Here is a 20,745-nt window from a genome sequence, read left to right on the forward strand (position 1 = left end):
CCCGTGCGTTTCTCCACCCTGGCGCAGTGGCTGGCCTTCCAGGAGCGGCTGCATCCGGTTGGCATGGATCTGACCCTGGAGCGGATCGCGCTGGTCGCCGATCGGCTCGGCCTGCGCGACGGGCAAGGCCCCCGCAGCGTGGTGATCGCGGGCACCAACGGCAAGGGTACGGTCGCGACCCGGACCGCCGCCCTGCTGCAGACGGGTGGCGTGAAGACCGGGCTGTTCACCTCGCCGCATCTGCTCCGGTACAACGAACGCATCCGCGTGAACGGTACCCCGGCTGCGGATGCCGATCTCTGCCGCGCATTCGAGGCCATCGACCAGGCACGCGGTAACGATTCCCTGACCTACTTCGAGTTTGGCGCACTGGCTGCGGCCTGGTGGTTCCGCGAGAGTGGCGTCTCGGTGCAGGTGCTGGAAGTCGGACTGGGCGGACGCCTGGACGCCGTGAATATCTGGGATGCCGACGTGGCCGCGATCACCGCAGTGGATCTGGATCATCAGACCTGGCTGGGCGACACCCGCGAGGCGATCGGGCGCGAGAAGGCCGGGATCATGCGCGCGGGCCGTCCGGTGGTGCTGGGCGAGCCCGAACCGCCCGCCAGCGTGCTGGAACACGCCGAACAATTGGCGGCGCGAGTCCTGCGTAGCGGGCGGGATTTTCGACTCGAACGTACGGGCAATCGGCTCGACTGGCATTACGGGGGTGCCACGCGCGAGTGGCGGGTGGAGGGCCCTGCGGCAGCGCTGGACGGGGCCGGCCTGCTGAACTCCGCCACGGCCCTGGCCGTGGTCGAGGCACTGGGCGCCGAGGCGGACCTGAATGACGCGGCCATCAGCCAGGCCCTGGGCACCTCCGCACCCGGGCGCCTGCAGGTGCTGCCGGGGGCCCCACAATGGTTGCTGGACGTCGCCCACAACGTGCACGCGGTGGGTGAACTGGCGCGCTGGCTGGAGGCGCATCCGGTGCCGGGCCCGGTGATTGCCCTGGTGGGTGTGATGGCGGACAAGGAGCGCGCCGCCATGTGGGAGCAGCTTGCTGGCCACATCGCCGCCTGGCTGCCATTGCCCCTGGAGCTGCCACGTGCGTTGCCGGCGGATGCGCTGGCCGAGGAGCTTGCGGCCGGCGGCCAGACGGCTGTGGAGCTTGCGGGCGATACGCAGGCCTGTATCCGGCGCGCCGAAGCCCTCGCGGGTCCGCAGGGCCGCATTGTGGTGTTCGGGTCGTTCCATACCGTGGCCGCCGTGCTGGAGGCATCCCCCACGCTCGCGGCCGCTGCGCGGGTGGACGGGGCCGGCACGCCCACGGTGGAGGCCCGGCGTGCGGGCTGAGCGCGGACGCGGCGCTGGCGCTTGCGGCGGGGCGGGGCTGGGGCGTAGTTTCCGTGTAGTCTGGCCGGGTTTCCTTTCCTCGCGGTCACGGGTGCTTGCATGAACGCTGACAATCCAATCCGCTTCCGTCTGGTCGGCGCCGTGATCCTGATCGTGCTGGCCGTGATCTTCCTGCCCTGGCTGTTCGACGGGGCGGGCTACGAACACATGAGCGGTATCGACGACCCGGTACCCACGGTCCCGACCTTTGCCGAGCCGGATATCGCCCTGCCGTCGGAACGCCCGGAACCGCGCCGGGATGCCGCGCCTGCAGCGCCGGCGCCCGAACGCGAGGGACCGGTCGCCGAACTCCACAGTCTCGAAGGCGACGCGGACACCGCAGCCGACGCCAACGGCCGCGATTCCGAGGCCGCCGCCGTGCCCGCGCCGCCAACGGTGCCGGCCGAGGCGGATCAGCCGGTGCAGGCGGGCTGGGCGGTGCAGGTGGGCAGTTTCCGCGACGAGGCCAATGCCCGCGAGCAGCTCGCACGGCTGCGCGAGGCCGGCTGGGCCGCCTTCGTGGATGATTCGATGGCGGACGGGCGCCCGATCTACCGGGTCAAGGTCGGGCCGCTGGCCCAGCGCGACGAGGCGGTGGAACTGGGTGCGCGGCTGAAGGAGGAATTCGAGCTTTCCGGCATCGTGGTGGCACACCCGTGATGGCGATCCGGGCCTGCGCGCGACCGGCGCCTGCGGTAAACTACGCCCCCCTTCAGCCCACGATGCCCGCTCCGTGAACTGGATCGACCTCGTCATCATCGCCCTGATCGTCGTATCGGGGCTGATCAGCCTTTTCCGCGGTTTCGTGCGCGAGTCGTTTTCGCTCGCCACGTGGATCATCGGGGTGTGGCTGGGTATTCGCTATGCCGCCCCGGTGGCCGACCAGCTGCCGCAGGCGATCGCCGATGCCACCCTGCGTCTGGGGATCGGTTTCGCCGTGATCTTCATCGCCGTGCTGATTGTGGGCGGGCTCCTCGGCGCACTCGCCAATCGTCTGGTGCGTGGCACCGGCCTGACCGGAACGGATCGCTCCCTGGGCGTGATCTTCGGGCTGCTGCGCGGCGCATTGCTGGTGGCGGTGCTGGTGTTCCTGGCATCGCTGACCCTGATGCCGGAAGAGGCATGGTGGGAGAACAGCCGCCTGATACCCGAATTCGAACGCCTGGTGGACTGGCTGATTGCGCAGTTGCCGGAGGGCTGGCAGGAGCAGATTCGCGACCTGCTGGCGAGTGACGAACCGGTCGAAGAAGTGATCCCCGACGGCGCCGAACCCTCGCCGTAAACCTGGAGCCAGAAACCGTATGTGTGGAGTTGTCGGAATCGTCGGGCGCAGCCCGGTGAACCAGCCCCTTTATGATGCCCTGCTGGTGCTGCAGCACCGCGGTCAGGACGCTGCGGGCATCGTGACCTGTGACGACGACGGGCGCCTGCATCTGCGCAAGGACAACGGTCTGGTGCGGGATGTGTTCAACAACCAGCACATGCAGACCCTGACCGGGAACATGGGGATCGGCCACGTGCGCTATCCCACGGCCGGTTCCTCGAGCTCCGCCGAGGCGCAGCCGTTCTACGTGAATTCGCCCTTCGGCATCACCCTCGGGCACAACGGCAATCTCACCAATGCGCGCGAGTTGAAACAGGCGCTGTTCGCCACCGATCGTCGACACATCAACACGGATTCGGATTCCGAGATCCTCCTGAACGTGTTTGCGCAGGAGCTGATGCGTTTCCTCGACAACGGTCTGACGCCGGACTCGGTGTTCGATGCCGTGGAGCGTGTGCACCAGCGCGCGGACGGGGCCTACGCCGTGGTGGCCATGATCGCCGGGCGCGGGCTGCTGGCGTTCCGTGACCCGTACGGCATCCGCCCGATCGTCTACGGTTCGCGCCAGGCGGAGGAGGGCGGGGTCGAGTGGATGGTGGCCTCGGAAAGCGCTGCGCTGGATTCCCAGGGCTTCGAGCTGGAACGCGACCTGGCGCCGGGGGAGGCGCTGTTCATTACGCCCGAAGGCGAGGTCTCGACCCGGGTCTGCGCGGCGGACACCCGGCTCAACCCCTGCATCTTCGAGCACGTGTACTTCGCCCGGCCGGATTCGGTTATCGATAACGTGTTCGTGCATCGCGCCCGCATGCGCATGGGTACGGCGCTGGGCGAGAAGATCCGCCGTACCTGGCCGGATCACGACATCGACGTGATCGTGCCCATCCCCGACACCGGCCGCACCGTCGCGCTGGAGATGGCGCATGAACTGAACATCAAGTACCGCGAGGGGTTCATCAAGAACCGCTATATCGGCCGCACCTTCATCATGCCCGGCCAGACCAAGCGGCGAAAATCGGTTCGCCAGAAGCTCAATGCGATCTCGCTCGAGTTTCGCGGCAAGAACGTGATGCTGGTCGACGACTCCATTGTGCGCGGTACCACTTCGCGCGAGATCGTGATGATGGCGCGCGAGGCGGGTGCGAAGAAGGTCTATTTCGCCTCTGCGGCGCCGCCGGTGCGCTACCCCAATGTGTATGGAATCGACATGCCAGCCGCCGAGGAGCTGATTGCCCACGGGCGTGACGAGGCGCAGGTATGCGAAGCGATTGCGGCCGACCGGCTGATCTACCAGGACCTGGATGATCTGCAAAAGGCGGTGCGCCGTGGCAACAAGAGCATTCAGGAGTTCGACTGCTCGGTGTTTACCGGCGAATACGTGACCGGGCTGCCGCCCGGCTACCTCGAGCATCTGGCCGCCTTGCGCGGCGACGGGCTGGTGAATACGCCGGTGGCGGGCGAGGTGCTGGATCTGGCCAACAAGAAGTAGACGCGAGGTGCCCTTGCCCAGTCTCGAATGGATTGATCCCGTGGTGGCGGATGCGCGCCGCCGGGCCCCCGATGCGGATGGCCTGCCGGTCGTGCTGGTGCGGGTGGATCAGCAGCGACTCTATGTCTGGGAACAGGGCCGGGTGACCGACATCTATGATGTCTCCACGGCCGCGCGCGGCGTCGGTTTCGAGGAAGGGTCGTTCACCACGCCGCTGGGCCTGCATCGCATCGCCGAGCGTTTTGGCGAGGGTGCCCCGCGGGGCACGATCTTCCGCGCCCGCGGCAATACCGGCGAGATCGCGGACATCCTGACCGAGCCCGGTGCGCGCAGCCCGCGCGACAACATCACTTCGCGCATCCTGTGGCTGGACGGCCTCGAGCCGGGCATCAATCGCGGTGGCTCGGTGGACTCGCTGCGCCGTTATATCTACATCCACGGGACCGACGAGGAGGGACGCATTGGCGAGCCCGCCTCCGAGGGTTGTGTACGCATGCGCAACGACGAGGTGATCGAGCTGTTCCCGCGTCTCCCCGTCGGCACCCCGGTCCTGATCCTGGACGGCCCGCAGGTCCCGGAGCTCGGCTGACGCCGTGCCCGTCCCGTACCTCGGGGAACCTTCTCACAAACCCGTTGCACGCGTGCCCGGACACGGTCCGAGCGGGCGTATCCGGCTGTGCGCGGGTGCCGCGCAGGGGTCTACGTTAGCAATTCGTGATTTTTATGCATTCGCTTGCTAGAATAAGGGAATTATTCCCGACTACTCTTGTCAGGTAAGAAGGGAATTATTCCTGATAAGTGTTGTCAGGAAATGGAGAACGGATTCCAGCCTGCGAACGGATGTCGAGCAGGACACATAGCTACGTTTTTCGGAGGCAACGCATATGAAACTCTCAACCAAGGGCCGCTACGCGGTGACCGCGATGATGGATCTGGCCATCCATGACCGGATCGGGCCGGTGACGCTTGCCGACATCTCGCAGTGCCAGGGCATTTCACTCTCCTACCTGGAGCAGTTGTTCGCCAAGCTGCGCAAGGCCGATCTGGTCGAAGGCGTGCGGGGCCCGGGTGGTGGTTATCGCCTGGCCAAGCGTGCGGATCAGATCAGCATCGCCAACATCATCACTGCGGTCGATGAGTCGGTGGACGTCACCCGGTGCAAGGGTCACAAGGATTGCCAGGACGGCAGTCGCTGCCTGACGCACGAGCTGTGGGACGACCTGAGCCAGCAGCTCTATGATTTCTTGGACGGCATTACGCTGGCGCAGTTTGCCAACCGTCCGGAGGTGCAGAAGGTGGCCCGGCGCCAGGACGAGCGCCGCGGTGCTCGTCACCACTTCATCTTCCGTAACGACGCGGCGTAACCGCACTTGCGGCTACGGACCCGGAACGGGCCGCCCGGTCAATATGACCGGGCGGCCTTTTTTGTTTGTGGGTCCGCTACCAGTGGCGCGTGGCCGCGGGGGACCGTTTTTCGAGGCGAGGCGGTGTTTACGCGGGTAGGGGTACCAGACCGTCCCGGAAGGCGGGGGCGCAACCCGAGACTGCGTGCAGCCGGTATCGGCGCCGTGTGATTTAGACCCGCATCCTCCTAGTTGGCCGCACGCGAAGGGCGTGGCGCGAAGGCCAGGCGGGCGCGTGGCACGGCCTGCAGCAGTGCGCGCAGGTGGTCCAGATCCGCCGCGCGCTGGGCGGGCGTCAGGCGGCCGAAACGTTGCCGGTTGTAGGTCCGGGAGAAGGTCTCCATAGCAGTGGCGAGCTCCGGGCGCGCGTCTGCGACCCGCCGCGACCAGGCGTCTACGGGTTCGTGCGGCGCCCGCGCCAGTGCTGGGTCGTGACGGGCCAGGCGGCGCGACAGGCGCCGCAGCACGCGGTCGGCCGGGGGATGCCGGCGCCGGAGGGTGCGCAGCCACATCCAGGCCAGCGCGACCAGGCCGATCGTACCGAAGCCGACCCCCAGGGCGATGAGCACCGAACGCCAGTCTCCCGGGTCCAGGCCGAGCCGCGCGAACAGCTCGCGCTGGCGTTCGGGGTCGAAGGCCAGGACCCAGCTTTCCCAGCGGAAACGGGCGAAATCCCGCCAGTCCTCGAGCCCGAACCGGGCACGTTGCAGCCACGACAGGCCCTCGCCGCGGCGCAGGAAGTCGGGGATCGACTCGCCGGTGTCGCTGGCCAGTCCCGGCAGGCCCTGTTCGATTCGCTCCGGCGCGATCGCGGCGGTGGGGTCCACCCGTACCCAGCCTTCGCCGTCCAGCCAGACCTCGTTCCAGGCGTGGGCATCGGCATTGCGCAGACGCAGGTACTCGCCGCGGGTTTGCCAGGAGCCGCCCTGGTAGCCGGTGACCACCCGGGTGGGGATGCCGGCGGCGCGCATCAGCACCGCGAAGGCCGATGCGTAGTGTTCGCAGTAGCCGGCCTGGGTCTCGAACAGGAAGTGGTCGGTGGTGTCGCCGGCAAGGCGTGGCGGCCGCAGCGTATAGCGATAGGGCTCGCCGGCGAAGCGCTGCAGGGCGGCTTCGATCACGGCGTGATCGTCGTTGCCATGGGTGGCCCGCCACAGCGCGACCTCGGTCCGCGCGCGCGGTGCCGCTCCGGCGGGCAGGGCGAGAGCCCGTTCCCGTTCCGCGGGATCCAGATGCGGTTCGGCGACCCCGGGCGGTGTGGTCAGGTGGGCGGCTGCGCGGTACTGGATGCGGCTGGTGATGCGGCGATCCCGAAGGACTTGGTAGTTCGCGCGCAGCTCTGCGTCGTCGGGTAGTGCGACGGGGTAGTCCAGGACCGGCAGGTAGCGTCCGCGCGTGGGTTCCAGGGTGACGGTGTAATGCACCACGCGGTCATCGGTGTCCGGTGGCTGGATGGTCTCGCGGTCGCGGTCGGCCGACCAGCGGCGGCCGTCGAAGTCGGTCATGACCAAGGCGCGCCAGTACTGGGCCCGCAGGGGGGGCACCGTGTCGTCGAATTCCACCCGCAACGCGGTGGATTCGTCCTGCAGCAGCTCGGCAATGTCGCCCGGATTGAGTTCGTCGGAGAGTCCGGTGCGGGCGGCCTCTTCGCGCTGCGGGTCGCCCCACAGTGGGCCCTGGATGCGCGGAAAGGCGAGGAACAGCACCAGCATGAAGGGCATAGCATGCAGCAGCATGGCGCCCGCCTGGCGGGCGAGGCGGCGGCGCTCGATGCGGCGTTCGGCATGGACCTGGACCAGCGCGGCGGTGAGCAGCCAGGTGGCCAGCAGCGAATAGGCCGCGATCAGGATGGACTGATCGAAGAAATAGGTGGTGACGACCACGAAATAGCCCAGGAACAGGGCGATCACAATGTCCCGCCGATTGCGGGTTTCCAGCAGTTTGAAGGCGATCATCACCAGCAGCAGGGCGGTACCGGCCTCCTGCCCGAAGATCGTCCCGTACTGGGTCAGGGTGAGGCCGCCTGCAAGTACGGCCAGGATGGCCATGATGCCCATCGACGGGGCCGGCCGGCCGCTGGCGAGGAGCCAGGCGCGCGTGGCGATCGCCAGCACCACCAGCAGGGTGATCCAGGGCGGCTGGTGCGCGACATGGGGCAGCGCAGCCACCGGCAGGGCAATGAGAGCGAGCTCCAGGCCGCGCAGGCCGGGGTCGGCGGCGACCGTATGGGTGCGTGGCTTCATGCGCGCGAACCCTCTGGATCGAGGATCCGGGGCTCGCTGCGAAACTGGGCCAGGCTACGCAGGCAGAGGTCGCGGTGCCGGGCGCCCTGTCCGAGCTCCACGGTCTGGTCGGGCAGGCGCATGCCGAAGAGTCGACCCTCTTCGTGGGCGGCGAGGACCTGGTGGCAAAGCATCGCCAGGCGGGTCTCGGTGTCGGCGGCCGGCATGGACTCCCAGTCGAGCCAGAGGTGGTCGCCGTGCCCGCTGACGGATTCGCGCACATGCAGTTTGCCGCTGCGGGCAAAGGCCTTCCAGACGATACGGCCGGGCGGATCTCCGGGGCGATAGGGGCGCAGGTGGTCGGGTGTCTCGCCGCTGTTGCGGGACTGCGCCTGGGGCTGGGTCGCGTGCCCCTCGGGACCCCCGAGGACGTTTCCGGGGTCGATGGGGGCCGGATAGACCAGGATCTCGGGGCTCAGGGTCAGCCAGGTCCAGGCCTCCAGGATGCCCAGCGGGTAGCGTGTGTGCAGGCGCTGGCGTGGCAGTTGGTAGACGCCGCGGGCCGGCGCGGGGAGCGTCAGCTCGACATGGGTTGAGGCCTCGGCGGGGACAGCCACCGGGGCGCTGGCGCGCGCGCCGATACTCAGGGTCAGGGCCTCGCGGGGGCGCCCGGATGGCTCCTCCAGCCGGAACGCAATGCTCAGGGTGGCGCCGGCGAACACCGGTGCCACGGGCAGAGAGTGGATACGCAGTCCCAGCAGGTTGCGATGGGTGTACCACATGGCGTTGTGGCCGATGCCGACCAGCAGGAAGGTCAGCAGGAAGGCCATGTTGTTGGAGTAATTGATGGAACCCAGGAGCATGACTAGCAGGATCGCGACCAGGGTATAGCCGGCGCGCGTGGGCAGGATGTAGACGCGGTCGCGGCCGAGCCGGGCAGCCTGGCCATCCTGCGCGTGGCGCCGAGTGATCCAGCGGATGGCATCGTCGCGCAGCCGGTTGATGCGCTGGCGGGCGGACCCGCTCACGGGATCGGCACGCATTCCATCAGGCGGGCAACGCTGCGTTCCGGGGTTTCCGGCTCGCGCGTGCGCAGGCGGTGGCCGGCGACGGCGGGGAGTACGCGGGCGATGTCGTCCGGCGTCGTGTAGTCGCGGCCATCGAGAAAGGCATGGGCGCGGGCGGCGCGCAGCAGGCCGAGGCCGGCGCGCGGGGACAGGCCGTGGGCGAAGCGGGCACGATCGCGGCTGGCGGCGAGCAGGCCCTGGAGGTAGTCCAGCACCGCGCCCTCGGCATGCACCTCGCCGACCCGGTCCTGCCATGCCCTCAGCTGATGCGGAACGGCCAGGTGCGGCAGGATCGGGTGCGTCTCGGCGGCCAGTGGCGTGCCGCTGGCCGGGGCCGTGCGTTCCAGCAGTGCGCGCTCGGCGCGGGCGTCCGGGTAGCCGAGCTGGATGCGCATCAGGAATCGATCCAGCTGGGATTCCGGGAGGGGATGGGTGCCGACCTGTTCCTCCGGGTTCTGTGTGGCGATCACGAAGAAGGGCACCGGCAGTTCGCGGGTGGCTCCCTCGACACTGGCCTGGCGTTCTTCCATGGCCTCGAGGAGGGCGCTCTGGGTCTTGGGCGGCGCGCGATTGATCTCGTCGGCCAGCAGTACCTGGGTAAAGATTGGCCCCGGGTGGAAACGGAACTCGCCGGTACCCTGCTCGAATACGGAGACGCCGAGGACGTCACCGGGCAGCAGGTCGCTGGTGAATTGCACTCGGCGGTATTCGAGGCCCATCGCGTTGGCCAGCGCATGCGCCAGAGTGGTCTTGCCAACCCCCGGCTGGTCTTCGATCAGCAGGTGGCCATTGGCAAGCAGGCAGGCCAGCGCCAGCCGTATCGGCTCCGGTTTGCCCAGAAGGACTTCGTTCAGGGCGTTTTCGACCCGCTGCAGGGCCTCCGATGCCGATGCCATGCCGATCTCCTGGTGCGAATGGGCCGGGGGCTGTTTTGCGCAGGCCCCGGTGGAAGAGTTTGTCCGGGGCGAATGGTTCCCGGGGGCAGGTTGCGGCTACCATGGCCGCAATTGTCCCGCGGGTGAATGGATGGACTCTGCTGCCGCCGGTTCCGGCCAACCGTTTGAATATGATGCCACAGCCGGATCGCCGGCCCGACTGCGCCTGCGCGGGCGGCTGGACGTGCGCGCGGTGGAGCGCGCCTGGGGGCCCCTGCGGCGCGCGGCGCGCGGGCTGGGCGGGGCGGGCGCCACGGTGATCGTGGACCTGTCCGCGGTCGACTACTGCGACGGCGCGGGCGCGGCCCTGCTGCATGCCCTGGAGCAGGACCTGCAGCGGGCCGGTGCCGAGCTGCGGCTTGAGGGCATGGCGCGTATGGTCGCGGACCAGATCAAGCCGTATCGCGAGCTTGATGCCGTACAGCCGGCACGGGCCGGGCGCGGGCACGGCTGGTGGCCGGGCCTGCTCGACGCGGTGGACCGAGTCGGGCGCGCGGCGTACTCGCAGGCTACCTTTGTCGGCGAGCTCACCCGCGCGGTCGGCAGTGGTCTGCGTCATCCGCGGCAGGTGCGCTGGGGCGATACCCTGCGGGTGGCGGAGGCGGCTGGCTTCCAGGCGCTCCCGATCGTGTCGCTGATTGCCTTTCTGCTGGGCGTGATCCTCGCCTTTCAGTCCGCGATCGCGATGCGTCAGTTCGGCGGTGAGATCTTCGTGGCCAATCTGGTTGCGGTCTCGCTGTTCCGCGAACTGGGGCCGCTGATGATGGCGATCCTGCTGGCGGGCCGTTCGGGGGCGGCCTTCGCGGCCGAGATCGGGACCATGAAGGTGAACGAGGAGGTGAATGCCCTCAAGACCATGGGTCTGGATCCGGTGCGCTTCCTGGTGCTCCCGAAGGTACTGGCGGGGCTGCTGGTGGCGCCGTTGCTGGCGCTGTACGCGAACATGATCGGGCTGATTGGTGGCGCGGTCGTGATGCAGGGCTTCGGCATCCCCTGGGTCGCCTATTTTAACCAGGTAGCGGCCGCGCTGACGCCTTCCGATCTGTTCTCCGGTCTGGCGAAGGCCGTGGTATTCGGCCTGGTGGTGGCGGGTGTCGGCTGCCTGCGCGGTCTGCAGACAGGCAGCGGAGCGGCGTCGGTGGGGCTTGCGACCACCAGCGCCGTGGTCACGTCCATCATCCTGATCGTGGTGCTGGACGGCCTGTTCGCGGTCCTGTTCTATCACATGGGGGTCTGAGGCATGGTCGAGGACGGCGCCCGGACACAGGCATGCGCGGACAGCGACGTGGTGATCCGCGTGCGCGGTCTGACCATGGGCTTTGATGACCTGGTGCTGATGCGCGATCTCGACTTCGATATATGCCGGGGCGAGATCTTCGTGATTCTGGGCGGCTCCGGCAGCGGCAAGAGCACCCTGCTCAAGCACATGATCGGGCTGTACCGACCGCAGGCCGGTCACATCTTTGTGGGCGGTGCCGATGTCGCGGTGGCGGACGGCGCGGAGCTGGAGGCCATCCTGCGCCGGGTCGGGGTGATGTACCAGATGGGGGCGCTGTTCGGGTCGATGACGCTGCTGGAAAACGTGCGTCTGCCGCTGGAGGCGCACACCGACCTGCCGCGCGAGGCGATGGATGCCATCGCCTGGTCGCGGCTGCAGCTGGTGGGACTGGGGAGCTTCAAGGACTTCATGCCCGCGGAGATCAGTGGCGGCATGCAGAAACGTGCGGCGATCGCGCGCGCCATGGTGCTCGACCCGGAAGTGCTGTTTCTGGACGAGCCCTCCGCGGGCCTGGATCCGATCACCTCGGCCGACCTGGACCGCCTGATCCAGCGGCTGGCACGGACCCTGGATATGACCATCGTGATCGTGAGCCACGAGCTGGCCAGCATTTTTGCGATCGCGGACCGGGTCATTATGCTCGACAGGGAGAGTCAGGGGATCGTGGCCGAAGGTGACCCGGCCGCCCTGCGTGATACATCGAATCATCCGTGGGTGCAGAGGTTCCTGCGGCGGACGGAATCCGACGACGAGAGGCCCGCATGAGTGCGCGACATCATTTCCGCCTGGGGCTGTTTATCCTGGGCGGCCTGGCGGCCCTGGTGGTCGCGCTGCTGATCCTGACCGCAGGCAATCTGCTGCGACCGTCCATCCAGATCGAGACCTACATGGATGCCTCGGTGCAGGGGCTCGAGATCGGGGCGCCGGTGAAGTTTCGCGGGGTCACGATCGGGGAGGTGACTGACCTGACCTTTACCTCCGTGGTCTACGAATCCGATATCCCGCCCGCGGATCGCAAGCGGTATGTGATGGTCCGTGCGCGCCTGTATCCGGATCGCTTTGCCGCCAGCGCCCAGCAGGGGGACTTCCATGCCGGGGTCCTGGAGAACCTGATCGAGGCCGGCCTGCGGGTGCGCATGGCGGCTCAGGGCATTACCGGGATGAACTACCTGGAAACGGACTTCACCGACCCTGCGGCGCATCCGCCGCTGGATCACGGCTGGGAACCGGAGGCGATCTACATCCCGTCCTCGCCGAGCACCGCGATGCAGTTCCTCGAATACGCGGAAAACCTGCTCATGCGCATCGACGATCTGGACATCGAGGGCGTGGTGGACAACCTGACCCGCCTGCTGGTGACCGTGGAGAGCAGTATCGACGCGCTCGACGTGGGTGCGCTCGGAACCCGCGCGGATCGCATGATCGAGGAGCTGGAGACGACCACGCGCACCGCCACGCGAGTGATGGCCTCCGTGGAGCGCCTGATCGAACACCCGGACACCCAGGCACTGCCAAGCGAGACCCGCGCGGCCCTGCGCGAACTGCGCCAGACCGCCGAGGCCGCCGATGTCGGGCGTCTGGTGGATCGCATGGACTCGATGGTCGAACGCCTGGATCGGGGGATGGATGTGAGCGAGGCCAAGCTGCTGGAGACCCTCGACGAACTGCAGGCCGCGATCTCCGGTCTGCGCAGCCTGTCGGACGACGTGCGCCGCAACCCGGGTGGTGCACTGTTCGGCGCGCCACCGCCCCGCAGCACCATGGACGAGGAGTAGACCGATGACCCGATGGAGCGCCATTGTCCTGCTGTTGATCGTCGGCCTGCTGGGTGGCTGTACCCTGGTGCCCGAGCGCGAGCCGGTGGACCGCTCGTGGTTCCTGCTGGAGCTGCCGGCCGAGCCCGCCCCGCGCCTGGCGGAAGGCGACCAACCCCTGGCAGTGGAACTGGGCTCGGTGCGCGTGGCGCCGGCCTATTCCGGCAAGGGGCTGGTGTATCGCCTGGGCGATCACCGCTACGAGTCCGACTATTACAACGAGTGGTTCCTGCGCCCGGCCGAGCAGGTGGAACAACTGCTGCGGGAACGCTGGACGCGCAGTGGTTCCGCCCTCGAGCTGGTGGACAATGCCGAGGCCGCGCGGGCCGAGGGCCGTACGGCCGTGCAGCTGCACGTGCTGGTGACGGCGCTGTACGGCGATCTGGACGCCACACGTCTGGAGGGGCAGGCGGCAACCGACCCGGGCACGCCGCTGCGCGGGGTGGGGCGAGTGGGCCTGCGCACGCAGATTCGCGGCGATGGCCACGCGCGTCTTGCCCACATGGAGTCGGAGCACGGCATCGACCGCCGGTCCGCGGCACGCCTTGTTGCGGCGCTCTCGCAGGCAACGGCCGACGTGCTGGCCGAGCTGGAGGAGCAACTGCTGCGCGAGGGCGATACCGGCACGGGGGATCGCCCATGACCGGCGTCTTCGACTTCGAGGCCCCGCTGCCAGGGGGTGGGGTACAGCCTTTGGCCGACTGGCGGGGCGATGTGCTGCTGATGGTGAATGTGGCCAGCGAATGCGGCTTTACCCCCCAGTATGCGGGCCTGCAGACCCTCCACGAACGCTACGCCGCGCAGGGCCTTCGCGTGCTCGGCTTTCCATGCAACCAGTTCGGCGGCCAGGAGCCGGGCGACGCGGAACAGATACGCGCCTGCGGGCTGAACTACGGGGTTACGTTTCCCGTGTTTGCGCGCATCGAGGTGAATGGTGCGGGCGCGCACCCCCTGTACCGTTACCTGAAAGAGCAGGCCCCGGGCGCGCTGGGCACCCGCGCGATCAAGTGGAATTTCACCAAGTTCCTGGTCGGGCGTGATGGCGCCGTGCTCGAGCGCTTCGCGCCCCAGCGCAAGCCGCAGGACCTGGCCGGCGCCATCGAACAGGCGCTTGCCGCCGCGCGCCCGGACGATGTCCGCTGAGTTCGAACACGACCCGCGGACACTGGGGCCCGGTGATCGCGGTCCGATACCCACGGAGGCGGGCGCGCATGCCTTCTGGATGGAGCTCGCGCTCGCGCAGGCGGAACGGGCGGCCGCGACCGGCGAGGTGCCCGTCGGGGCCGTGCTGGTCGATGCCGAGGGTCATTGCCTGGCCGCCGCGCACAACGCGCCGATCGGCCTGCATGACGCGACGGCGCATGCCGAGATCAGGGTGCTGCGCGCGGCGGGCCAGCGCTGCTCCAATTACCGGCTGACCGGCACTACGCTGTACGTGACGCTGGAACCCTGTTCCATGTGTGTGGGCGCCATCATCCATGCGCGGGTGGGGCGGCTGGTCTTCGCGGCATCGGACCCTCGCACCGGCGCCACCGGGGGTGCGATCGACCTGCTGCATCACCCTGCGCATAACCACCGTCTGGAATGCATCGATGGCATTGCGGCGGAGCGTTCCAGCGAGCTGCTGCGGAATTTCTTTCGGTCACGCCGAAAGCGTTAAAGCCGCGTGACGCATCGGTGTAGCGCTGACGGTGCGTTGTGGCGCAAAATCGAGTGAAATGAGATGTTGTTCACGTTATCGCCCGCAGATGCGCGCGGGTCGATTGGGATTTTGTGCCCAGCCGTTGGGGTGTTTCAATTAGCCAGCCTCCTTCCAAAGACGATCGCGGGGATTCAGTCCCGGAATCGGCCACCGGCGCTGCCAAAGCGGAGTCCATCGGCAATGAGGATCACGGTGCACCGGAGGTGCCGGTCCTGGATCAGGAGGGCCGCCCCGACAGCCTGCTCGGCGGGCTGATCCTGATCGCCCGTATGCACGGGCTGCGCCTGACCCCGGATTCCGCGCTTGCGGGACTGCCGCTGGACGACGGACGGCTTTGCCCGTCCCTGGTCCCGCGTGCGGCACAGCGCGCCGGCCTGACCACGCGTACCGTTACTCGCGATGCCCGCGGGCTGAAGGACGACCTGCTGCCTGCGCTGCTGCTGCTGGACCAGAACGAGGCCTGGGTGCTGGTCGGCTGGAACGAAGACAAGAGCGTGGCCCGGGTGATCGACCCCGAGCTGGGTGATGCGGTCATCGATGTGCCACTGAAGCGGCTGAAAGAGCGCTACGTGGGACGGGCCATCTACGTACGGCCCGAGTTCCGCATGGATGCCCGCGCGCCGCGGGTCTCGAAGGAGAGCAAGGGGCACTGGTTCTGGCGGGTCATTCGCGAGAACCGGCCGCTGTATCGCGATGTGCTGATCGCGGCGGTGATGATCAACCTGTTCGCGCTGGCGATGCCGCTGTTCGTGCTGAACGTGTACGACCGCGTGGTCCCGAACCACGCGACCGAGACGCTGTTCATGTTCGCGGCGGGTGTCGTGATCGTGCTGATCGCGGACCTGATCCTGCGCACCATGCGCAGCCACTTCGTCGACAAGGCGGCGATGCGCGCGGACGTAAAGCTCTCCTCGCACATCATGGAGCGTGTGCTCGGGCTGCGCATGGAGAACCGCCCGGCCTCGGTGGGTTCGTTTGCGTCGAACATTGGCGCGTTCGAGTCGGTGCGCAGCTTTATATCGTCGGCGACGATCATCGCCTTCGTGGATCTGCCGTTCGCCTTCATGTTCATCGCCATCATCGCGTTGATCGCCTGGCCGCTGGCGATCCCCGTGGCCATTGGCGCGTTGCTGCTGCTGTTCTATGCCACCGCGATCCATCGCAAGCTGCACGGACTGGCAGAGGAGAGCTACCGCGTGGCGGCGCAGCGCAACTCCACCCTGGTCGAGAGCCTCACCGGTGCCGAGACGGTCAAGGCCCTGGGGGCGGAGGGGCGGGTGCAGGCGACCTGGGAACGCGCCACGACGCACCTGGCCCGGACCAGCGCGCAGAATCGACTACTGACCGCAAGCGTGACGCACACGGCGATGTGGGCGCAGCACACGGTCGGCGTCGCGATCATCGTGCTCGGCGTGTTCTTGCTCATGGAGGGGGACCTCTCCATGGGCGGGCTGATCGCGGCCTACCTGATCTCCTCGCGCGCGATGGCGCCCATCAGCCAGACCGCCGGGCTGCTGATGCAGTATCACCAGGCCTCGACCGCGCTCGGTTCACTGAACGAGATCATGGCGCTGCCGATCGAGCGTCCGGCGGACTCGCACTTCCTGAGCCGCGACCGGTTCGAGGGCGCGATCGAGTTCCGCAACGTCGGCTTCGCCTATCCCGAATCCGCCACCCCGGCCCTGCAGGGGGTTTCGCTGAAGATTGAGCCGGGCGAACACGTCGCCGTGCTAGGACGCGTGGGTTCGGGTAAGAGCACGCTGGCCAAGCTGATCATGGGGCTTTATCAGCCGACCTCCGGCGCGGTGCTGGTGGACGGAATTGACGTGCGCCAGCTGGACCCGGCCGAGCTGAGGCGGTCGCTGGGCTACGTGGGGCAGGAGGTCACGCTGTTCTACGGGAGCCTGCGCGAGAACCTGGTGGCGGCCGATCCGCTGGCCAGCGACGAGGCCATCCGCAAGGCGATCGCGATCTCCGGGATCGAGGATCTGATCAACACCCATCCGGAAGGCGTTGATCTGCAGGTCGGGGAGCGCGGTAGCCGGCTTTCGGGCGGACAGAAGCAGAGTGTCGGCGTGGCGCGGGCCGTGCTGCACGAGCCCAGCATGCTGCTGTTGGACGAACCGACCAGCTCCATGGACAACTCCACCGAGCAGGGGATGAAGCGCCGTCTGGCGGAATTCATTCAGGGGCGCACCACCGTGATCGTCACTCACCGCACCTCGCTGCTGGAGCTGGTGGACCGGATTATTGTGCTGGACCAGGGCCGTGTGGTGGCCGACGGGCCGAAGGATCAGGTGATCCAGGCCCTGCGGGAAGGCCGCGTAGGCAAGGCGCAGGCATGAGCGGGCGCAAGCGCAAGGACGGCCAGGGGTTCGAGACGCTGGGCCGCGGTATGGATCAGGCCGGGAAGGTCGGCGCCCCGATGGTGGACAGGATTTTTCGCCCCTGGCTGACCAAGGGGGGCGGCGATCATCGCAACTGGGCCTCGGACGCCGACTGGACGCAGATACAGGAGCGCCCGGTACGCGCCCGCGCGCTTCTCTACGGGATCCTGATTACGCTGGGTCTGTTGGTTTACTGGGCCTCGATTGCCGAGATCGACGAGGTGGCGCGCGCGGATGGGCGCGTGATCCCCTCGCAGAACCTTCAGGTCCTGCAGTCCATGGATGGTGGCGTAGTCTCCGAGGTACTGGTGCGCGAAGGGGATGTCGTCGAGCGGGGCGATGTGCTCGTGCGGGTGGACCCGACGCGGTTCCTGTCGGACCTGGGGGAGGCGAGGGCCAGCGAGTTCGCGTTGAAGGCGCGGCGCGCGCGGCTGATGGCACTGCTGACGGAGACCCCGTTCCTGATTACCCCCGAACTGCAGTCGGGCCCGGTGGCCATCGTCGAGCAGGAGCAGCAGCTCTACGAGGAAAGCCTGGAAGAGATGCGCTCGCGGATTCGTATTGCCGAGGAGCAGATGCGCCAGCGCCGCGAAGAGCTGAACGAAGTAAGGGCGCGGCGCAGCCAGGCGATCCGCGCGCTGGAACTGGCCAGCCGGGAGCTCGAGGTGACCGAACCGCTGGTGCAAAGCGGGGCAATATCCGAAGTGGAGGTCCTGCGCCTGCGCCGAGAAGTCTCCAATGCGCGTGGCGATCGTGATCAGGCGACCGCACAGATCGCCCGGCTGGAGGCCGCGATCGAGGAGGCGGAAGAGAAGATCCGCGAGGTGCGGCTGAACTTCCGCAACCAGTGGCGCTCGGATCTGGCCGATACCCTCGGGCGTTTGCAGGAACTGGCCGAGGGCACTGAGGGCCTGGAGGACCGGGTGCGGCTGTCCGAGGTGCGTTCGCCGATGGCGGGGATCGTGCAGCGGATGTTCATCACCACGCGCGGCGGCGTGATCTCGCCCGGGCGCGAGGTGGCCGAAGTGGTGCCGCTGGAGGACGAACTGCTGATCGAGGCGCGCGTGTCGCCACGTGATATTGCCTATCTGCGCCCGGGCCTAAGCGCCAAGGTGAAATTCACGGCCTATGACTTCGCCATCTACGGCGGCCTGGATGCGACCGTTGAGCACATCAGCCCGGACACGATCACCGACGACGACGGCAACACCTACTACAAGGTGCGCGTGCGTACCGAGGAAACCGGGTTTGACGAGGAACACCCGATCATGACCGGGATGGTGACGGAGGTGGATATCATCACCGGGCGTCGTACCATCCTGCAGTACCTGCTCAAGCCGGTCCTGCGCGCGGGCGAGCTGGCTTTTACGGAGCGCTGAGCGATATGCAGATCTTCATGATTGATCGGGCGTTGCGGCCTTCACCGCGCTGGGAAGAGGCCTTCCCGGATGCCCAGGTGCTGCGCCCACCGTTCCCGGCAACGCTGGCGGAGGGCGCCGAGGCCTGCTGGATCGGCACGGATCTGGCCGACTGGGAGATGCACGTCGAGCAAAGGACCCGGGTGCATCGGGTCATCGTGCACTCGCGCCACCCGCACGACGAGGAAGGCATTCGCGCGTTCGATGCCGGGGCTCACGGGTACTGCCATGCGCTGGCCAACGCCGCCCAGCTGCGAACCATCGCGGCCACCGTCACCGGTGGTGGTCTGTGGGTGGGCCCGGACCTGATGACCCGCATGATCCGCACGGTGCGCAGCGCCCAGCCCCGCGACCCGGAAACACCGCCCGAGGGCTTCGAGAACCTGACCCCGCGCGAGCGTCAGGTCGCGCTGGCGGTTACCACCGGGGCGCACAACAAGGAAATCGCGCGCCAGCTCGGCATGACCGAACGGACCGTCAAGATGCACCTGGGCGCTGTCTTCAAGAAGCTCAACGTGGATGACCGCGTGCAGCTCGTGCTCCACCTGACCCGTCTGCGCGAGGCTCAGCCCACCGTCTGAGTCACGTTCCCGCCGCGGGCTGCCTCGTCAGCGGCGGTATGCGCCTTGCGGCGGTCTTCGCCGCCAGTGAGCGCAGCAAAGTGCCTCCATCCAGGCCCCGCCCGATGATTCCATCGACGTGCCTCCAGTCGGCCCGCCAACCCTGTACTTCGGTACACCTGTCGTGCCAACGGCGACTTCCCTAGGCTTGTACCCATCGAAAATTGTGAAGTGCTTCCGAATTCAAGGAGAAGGTCATGTCTGAAGTTGTCGTCGCTACCGTCGAATCCGTGGTGGGTACCGTTATTGCCCGGGACGAGGACGGCAACACCCGCGTCCTGCAGCCCGGAGACCAGATCTTCTACGGCGAGGAAGTGATTGCCGAAGACGGTGCCTTCATCGAGATGGCCTTCGAGGACGGCTCCACCATGTCCCTGGCGGGCAACGAATCCGCCACCATCACCGCGGATCTGGCGGACTCTGCCGAATCGTCACCGGAAGACGGCGAAATTGCCGAGGCCACCGTCGAAGAGATCATCGCCGCCCTCGATCGCGGTGAAGACATCACCGACCTGCTCGAAGCCCCGGCTGCCGGTGTCGATGGCGGTGGTGCTGGAGAGGGCGGCGGCTTTGTTCGCGTCGCTCGTAGTGCCGAAGAGGTAGACCCGGTTAGCTATGCCTACGACGCGAACGCGTTGCGCGGCGCAGTCGGGGCCGAAGTCGGCGATGTTGGCACTTTGGGAGAAGGGCCTGCGGCCGGTCTGGAAGAAGATCCCGAGCCCGTTGCAGAAATCCCCTCAGGTTCGATCATTGTCTCGTCCTTCTTCTATGCCCCTGGTTTTTCCGACATTCCAAGCGAAGAAATACCACTCGATGCTCAGATTGATGCGGAGGTCTCCGGAAGCATTGTGGAAAGTGATAGTGGTCAGGGCGTTATCGCGACGATTTCCGGTTCAACCGAAGAAATTTCGCCTGGCGCATTCATCGCGCTGGCAATTACTGACGCCGATGAAAACAGAGTCCAGCATGGCAGTACGGATGGCGGCGAGATTGTTGTCGAGGAGGACGGTTCCTGGACTGCGACCAATGTCGATATCACGGGCCTGAACCCAGGCAGTCTCCTGATTGAGGGTTTCGTTGTCGATCAGAATGGTGACGAACAGTCCAGTGAGCTGAACGTCGAATTCACTCTGCCGTTTGTCGAGATAAGCGATTTTGAATTTGCGCCGGAAGGCTTTGTGGGTGGCGAAGAAGGCCAACCCAATGCGTCTCTGGTTATCGGTGCATCTAATGCGACCAGTGTCACCGTGTCCGTAACCGGATCGGATGGCAGTACCGAGGAAGTGAAAGCGACCTTGGACAATGGGGTGTGGGTGGTTGACCTTGCCAGTCTGAATTTTGAGGGTGGAGTTGATTACACCGTCTCGGCGGTAGCTTCGGATGATCTTGGTTTTATCGCTGTATCCGATGCATTAGATGCGTCTTTCGAACTGCCGAACGCCCCGGGCGTGACCATCGCCAACGGCGACGGCTTCATCAATGCCGACGAGGTGGATGAAGACGGCAACGTGGCGGTGACCATCGACCTGACTGACACCAACGCCGAGGCCGATGACATCCTGACGGTCAACGGTAACGAGATCACGCTGACCGAGGACCACATTAACGCCGGCCAAGTCGTGACTGCGGTGGCCGCCCCGGACGAGGGCGAGACCCTCGAGGTTGTGGCCACGATCACCGATGCTGCGGGCAACACCTCTGACGAGGGCACGGC

Annotated in this window: 19 protein-coding genes; 16 read left to right on the forward strand and 3 right to left on the reverse strand. The window is 67.1% G+C overall.

Annotated elements, in window-relative coordinates; genetic code table 11:
- Window positions 1-3 precede the first annotated feature (3 nt).
- The 6 genes from D000_RS0110995 (at window position 4) to iscR (ending at window position 5,548) form a co-directional block, all read left to right on the forward strand.
- On the forward strand, window positions 4-1,335 hold the full coding sequence (locus D000_RS0110995; RefSeq protein ID WP_018873574.1) for a folylpolyglutamate synthase/dihydrofolate synthase family protein: 1,332 nt from the start codon (window positions 4-6) through the stop codon (window positions 1,333-1,335).
- A gap of 99 nt (window positions 1,336-1,434) precedes the next feature.
- Window positions 1,435-2,034 (forward strand): SPOR domain-containing protein, encoded by a 600-nt coding sequence (locus D000_RS0111000; RefSeq protein ID WP_018873575.1) that lies wholly within the window; start codon window positions 1,435-1,437, stop codon window positions 2,032-2,034.
- Window positions 2,035-2,107: 73 nt separating this feature from the next.
- Window positions 2,108-2,656: a CvpA family protein gene (locus D000_RS0111005; protein ID WP_018873576.1), complete on the forward strand. Its 549-nt coding sequence runs from the start codon at window positions 2,108-2,110 to the stop codon at window positions 2,654-2,656.
- 19 nt (window positions 2,657-2,675) lie between these two features.
- Window positions 2,676-4,184: an amidophosphoribosyltransferase gene (gene purF / locus D000_RS0111010; protein ID WP_018873577.1), complete on the forward strand. Its 1,509-nt coding sequence runs from the start codon at window positions 2,676-2,678 to the stop codon at window positions 4,182-4,184.
- A 13-nt stretch (window positions 4,185-4,197) separates the two neighbouring features.
- Complete coding sequence (locus D000_RS0111015) at window positions 4,198-4,773, forward strand: L,D-transpeptidase (RefSeq protein WP_026279937.1); 576 nt, start codon at window positions 4,198-4,200, stop codon at window positions 4,771-4,773.
- Window positions 4,774-5,068: 295 nt separating this feature from the next.
- Window positions 5,069-5,548, forward strand: a complete 480-nt coding sequence (gene iscR, locus D000_RS0111020) for a Fe-S cluster assembly transcriptional regulator IscR (RefSeq protein WP_018873579.1) — start codon at window positions 5,069-5,071, stop codon at window positions 5,546-5,548.
- 227 nt (window positions 5,549-5,775) lie between these two features.
- On the opposite strand, the gene D000_RS0111025 is transcribed toward iscR, so the two are convergent.
- Genes D000_RS0111025 through D000_RS0111035 form a run of 3 tightly spaced genes read right to left on the reverse strand, consistent with a single transcriptional unit; the run spans window position 5,776 to window position 9,772 of the window.
- Window positions 5,776-7,830, reverse strand: coding sequence for a DUF3488 and transglutaminase-like domain-containing protein (locus D000_RS0111025; protein WP_018873580.1), 2,055 nt, complete (start codon window positions 7,828-7,830; stop codon window positions 5,776-5,778).
- Complete coding sequence (locus D000_RS0111030) at window positions 7,827-8,852, reverse strand: DUF58 domain-containing protein (RefSeq protein WP_018873581.1); 1,026 nt, start codon at window positions 8,850-8,852, stop codon at window positions 7,827-7,829. The genes D000_RS0111025 and D000_RS0111030 overlap by 4 nt, the downstream gene beginning before the upstream one ends.
- The gene (locus tag D000_RS0111035; RefSeq protein WP_018873582.1) at window positions 8,834-9,772 is read right to left on the reverse strand and encodes a MoxR family ATPase; all 939 of its coding nucleotides are present in this window, start codon (window positions 9,770-9,772) and stop codon (window positions 8,834-8,836) included. The genes D000_RS0111030 and D000_RS0111035 overlap by 19 nt, the downstream gene beginning before the upstream one ends.
- 130 nt (window positions 9,773-9,902) lie before the next feature.
- Here D000_RS0111035 and D000_RS0111040 point away from each other — a divergent pair, with 130 nt between their 5' ends.
- The 10 genes from D000_RS0111040 to D000_RS14400 form a co-directional block, all read left to right on the forward strand.
- Complete coding sequence (locus D000_RS0111040) at window positions 9,903-11,048, forward strand: ABC transporter permease (protein WP_026279938.1); 1,146 nt, start codon at window positions 9,903-9,905, stop codon at window positions 11,046-11,048.
- A gap of 3 nt (window positions 11,049-11,051) precedes the next feature.
- On the forward strand, window positions 11,052-11,855 hold the full coding sequence (locus tag D000_RS0111045) for an ABC transporter ATP-binding protein (protein ID WP_018873584.1): 804 nt from the start codon (window positions 11,052-11,054) through the stop codon (window positions 11,853-11,855).
- Window positions 11,852-12,865 (forward strand): MlaD family protein, encoded by a 1,014-nt coding sequence (locus D000_RS0111050; RefSeq protein ID WP_018873585.1) that lies wholly within the window; start codon window positions 11,852-11,854, stop codon window positions 12,863-12,865. The genes D000_RS0111045 and D000_RS0111050 overlap by 4 nt, the downstream gene beginning before the upstream one ends.
- A 4-nt stretch (window positions 12,866-12,869) precedes the next feature.
- Window positions 12,870-13,547, forward strand: coding sequence for a membrane integrity-associated transporter subunit PqiC (locus D000_RS0111055; protein WP_018873586.1), 678 nt, complete (start codon window positions 12,870-12,872; stop codon window positions 13,545-13,547).
- On the forward strand, window positions 13,544-14,047 hold the full coding sequence (locus D000_RS0111060; RefSeq protein ID WP_018873587.1) for a glutathione peroxidase: 504 nt from the start codon (window positions 13,544-13,546) through the stop codon (window positions 14,045-14,047). The genes D000_RS0111055 and D000_RS0111060 overlap by 4 nt, the downstream gene beginning before the upstream one ends.
- Window positions 14,037-14,564, forward strand: coding sequence for a tRNA adenosine(34) deaminase TadA (gene tadA / locus D000_RS0111065; RefSeq protein WP_018873588.1), 528 nt, complete (start codon window positions 14,037-14,039; stop codon window positions 14,562-14,564). The genes D000_RS0111060 and tadA overlap by 11 nt, the downstream gene beginning before the upstream one ends.
- Before the next feature lie 254 nt (window positions 14,565-14,818).
- Window positions 14,819-16,951: a type I secretion system permease/ATPase gene (locus D000_RS0111070; RefSeq protein ID WP_369772925.1), complete on the forward strand. Its 2,133-nt coding sequence runs from the start codon at window positions 14,819-14,821 to the stop codon at window positions 16,949-16,951.
- Window positions 16,948-18,372 carry an HlyD family type I secretion periplasmic adaptor subunit gene (locus D000_RS0111075; protein ID WP_018873590.1) on the forward strand — a complete coding sequence of 475 codons (1,425 nt, stop codon included), beginning with the start codon at window positions 16,948-16,950 and terminating at the stop codon, window positions 18,370-18,372. Before D000_RS0111070 ends, D000_RS0111075 begins: the two co-directional genes overlap by 4 nt.
- A gap of 5 nt (window positions 18,373-18,377) precedes the next feature.
- A complete protein-coding gene (locus tag D000_RS0111080; protein WP_018873591.1) occupies window positions 18,378-18,992 on the forward strand; it encodes a response regulator transcription factor in 615 nt (204 codons plus the stop codon).
- A gap of 236 nt (window positions 18,993-19,228) precedes the next feature.
- Window positions 19,229-20,745 (forward strand): retention module-containing protein (locus D000_RS14400; protein WP_018873592.1); only part of this gene is annotated, 1,517 nt, incomplete at its 3' end.

The sequence above is a fragment of the Thioalkalivibrio sp. ALJ16 genome (genome assembly GCF_000377345.1).
Lineage (GTDB): Bacteria > Pseudomonadota > Gammaproteobacteria > Ectothiorhodospirales > Ectothiorhodospiraceae > Thioalkalivibrio.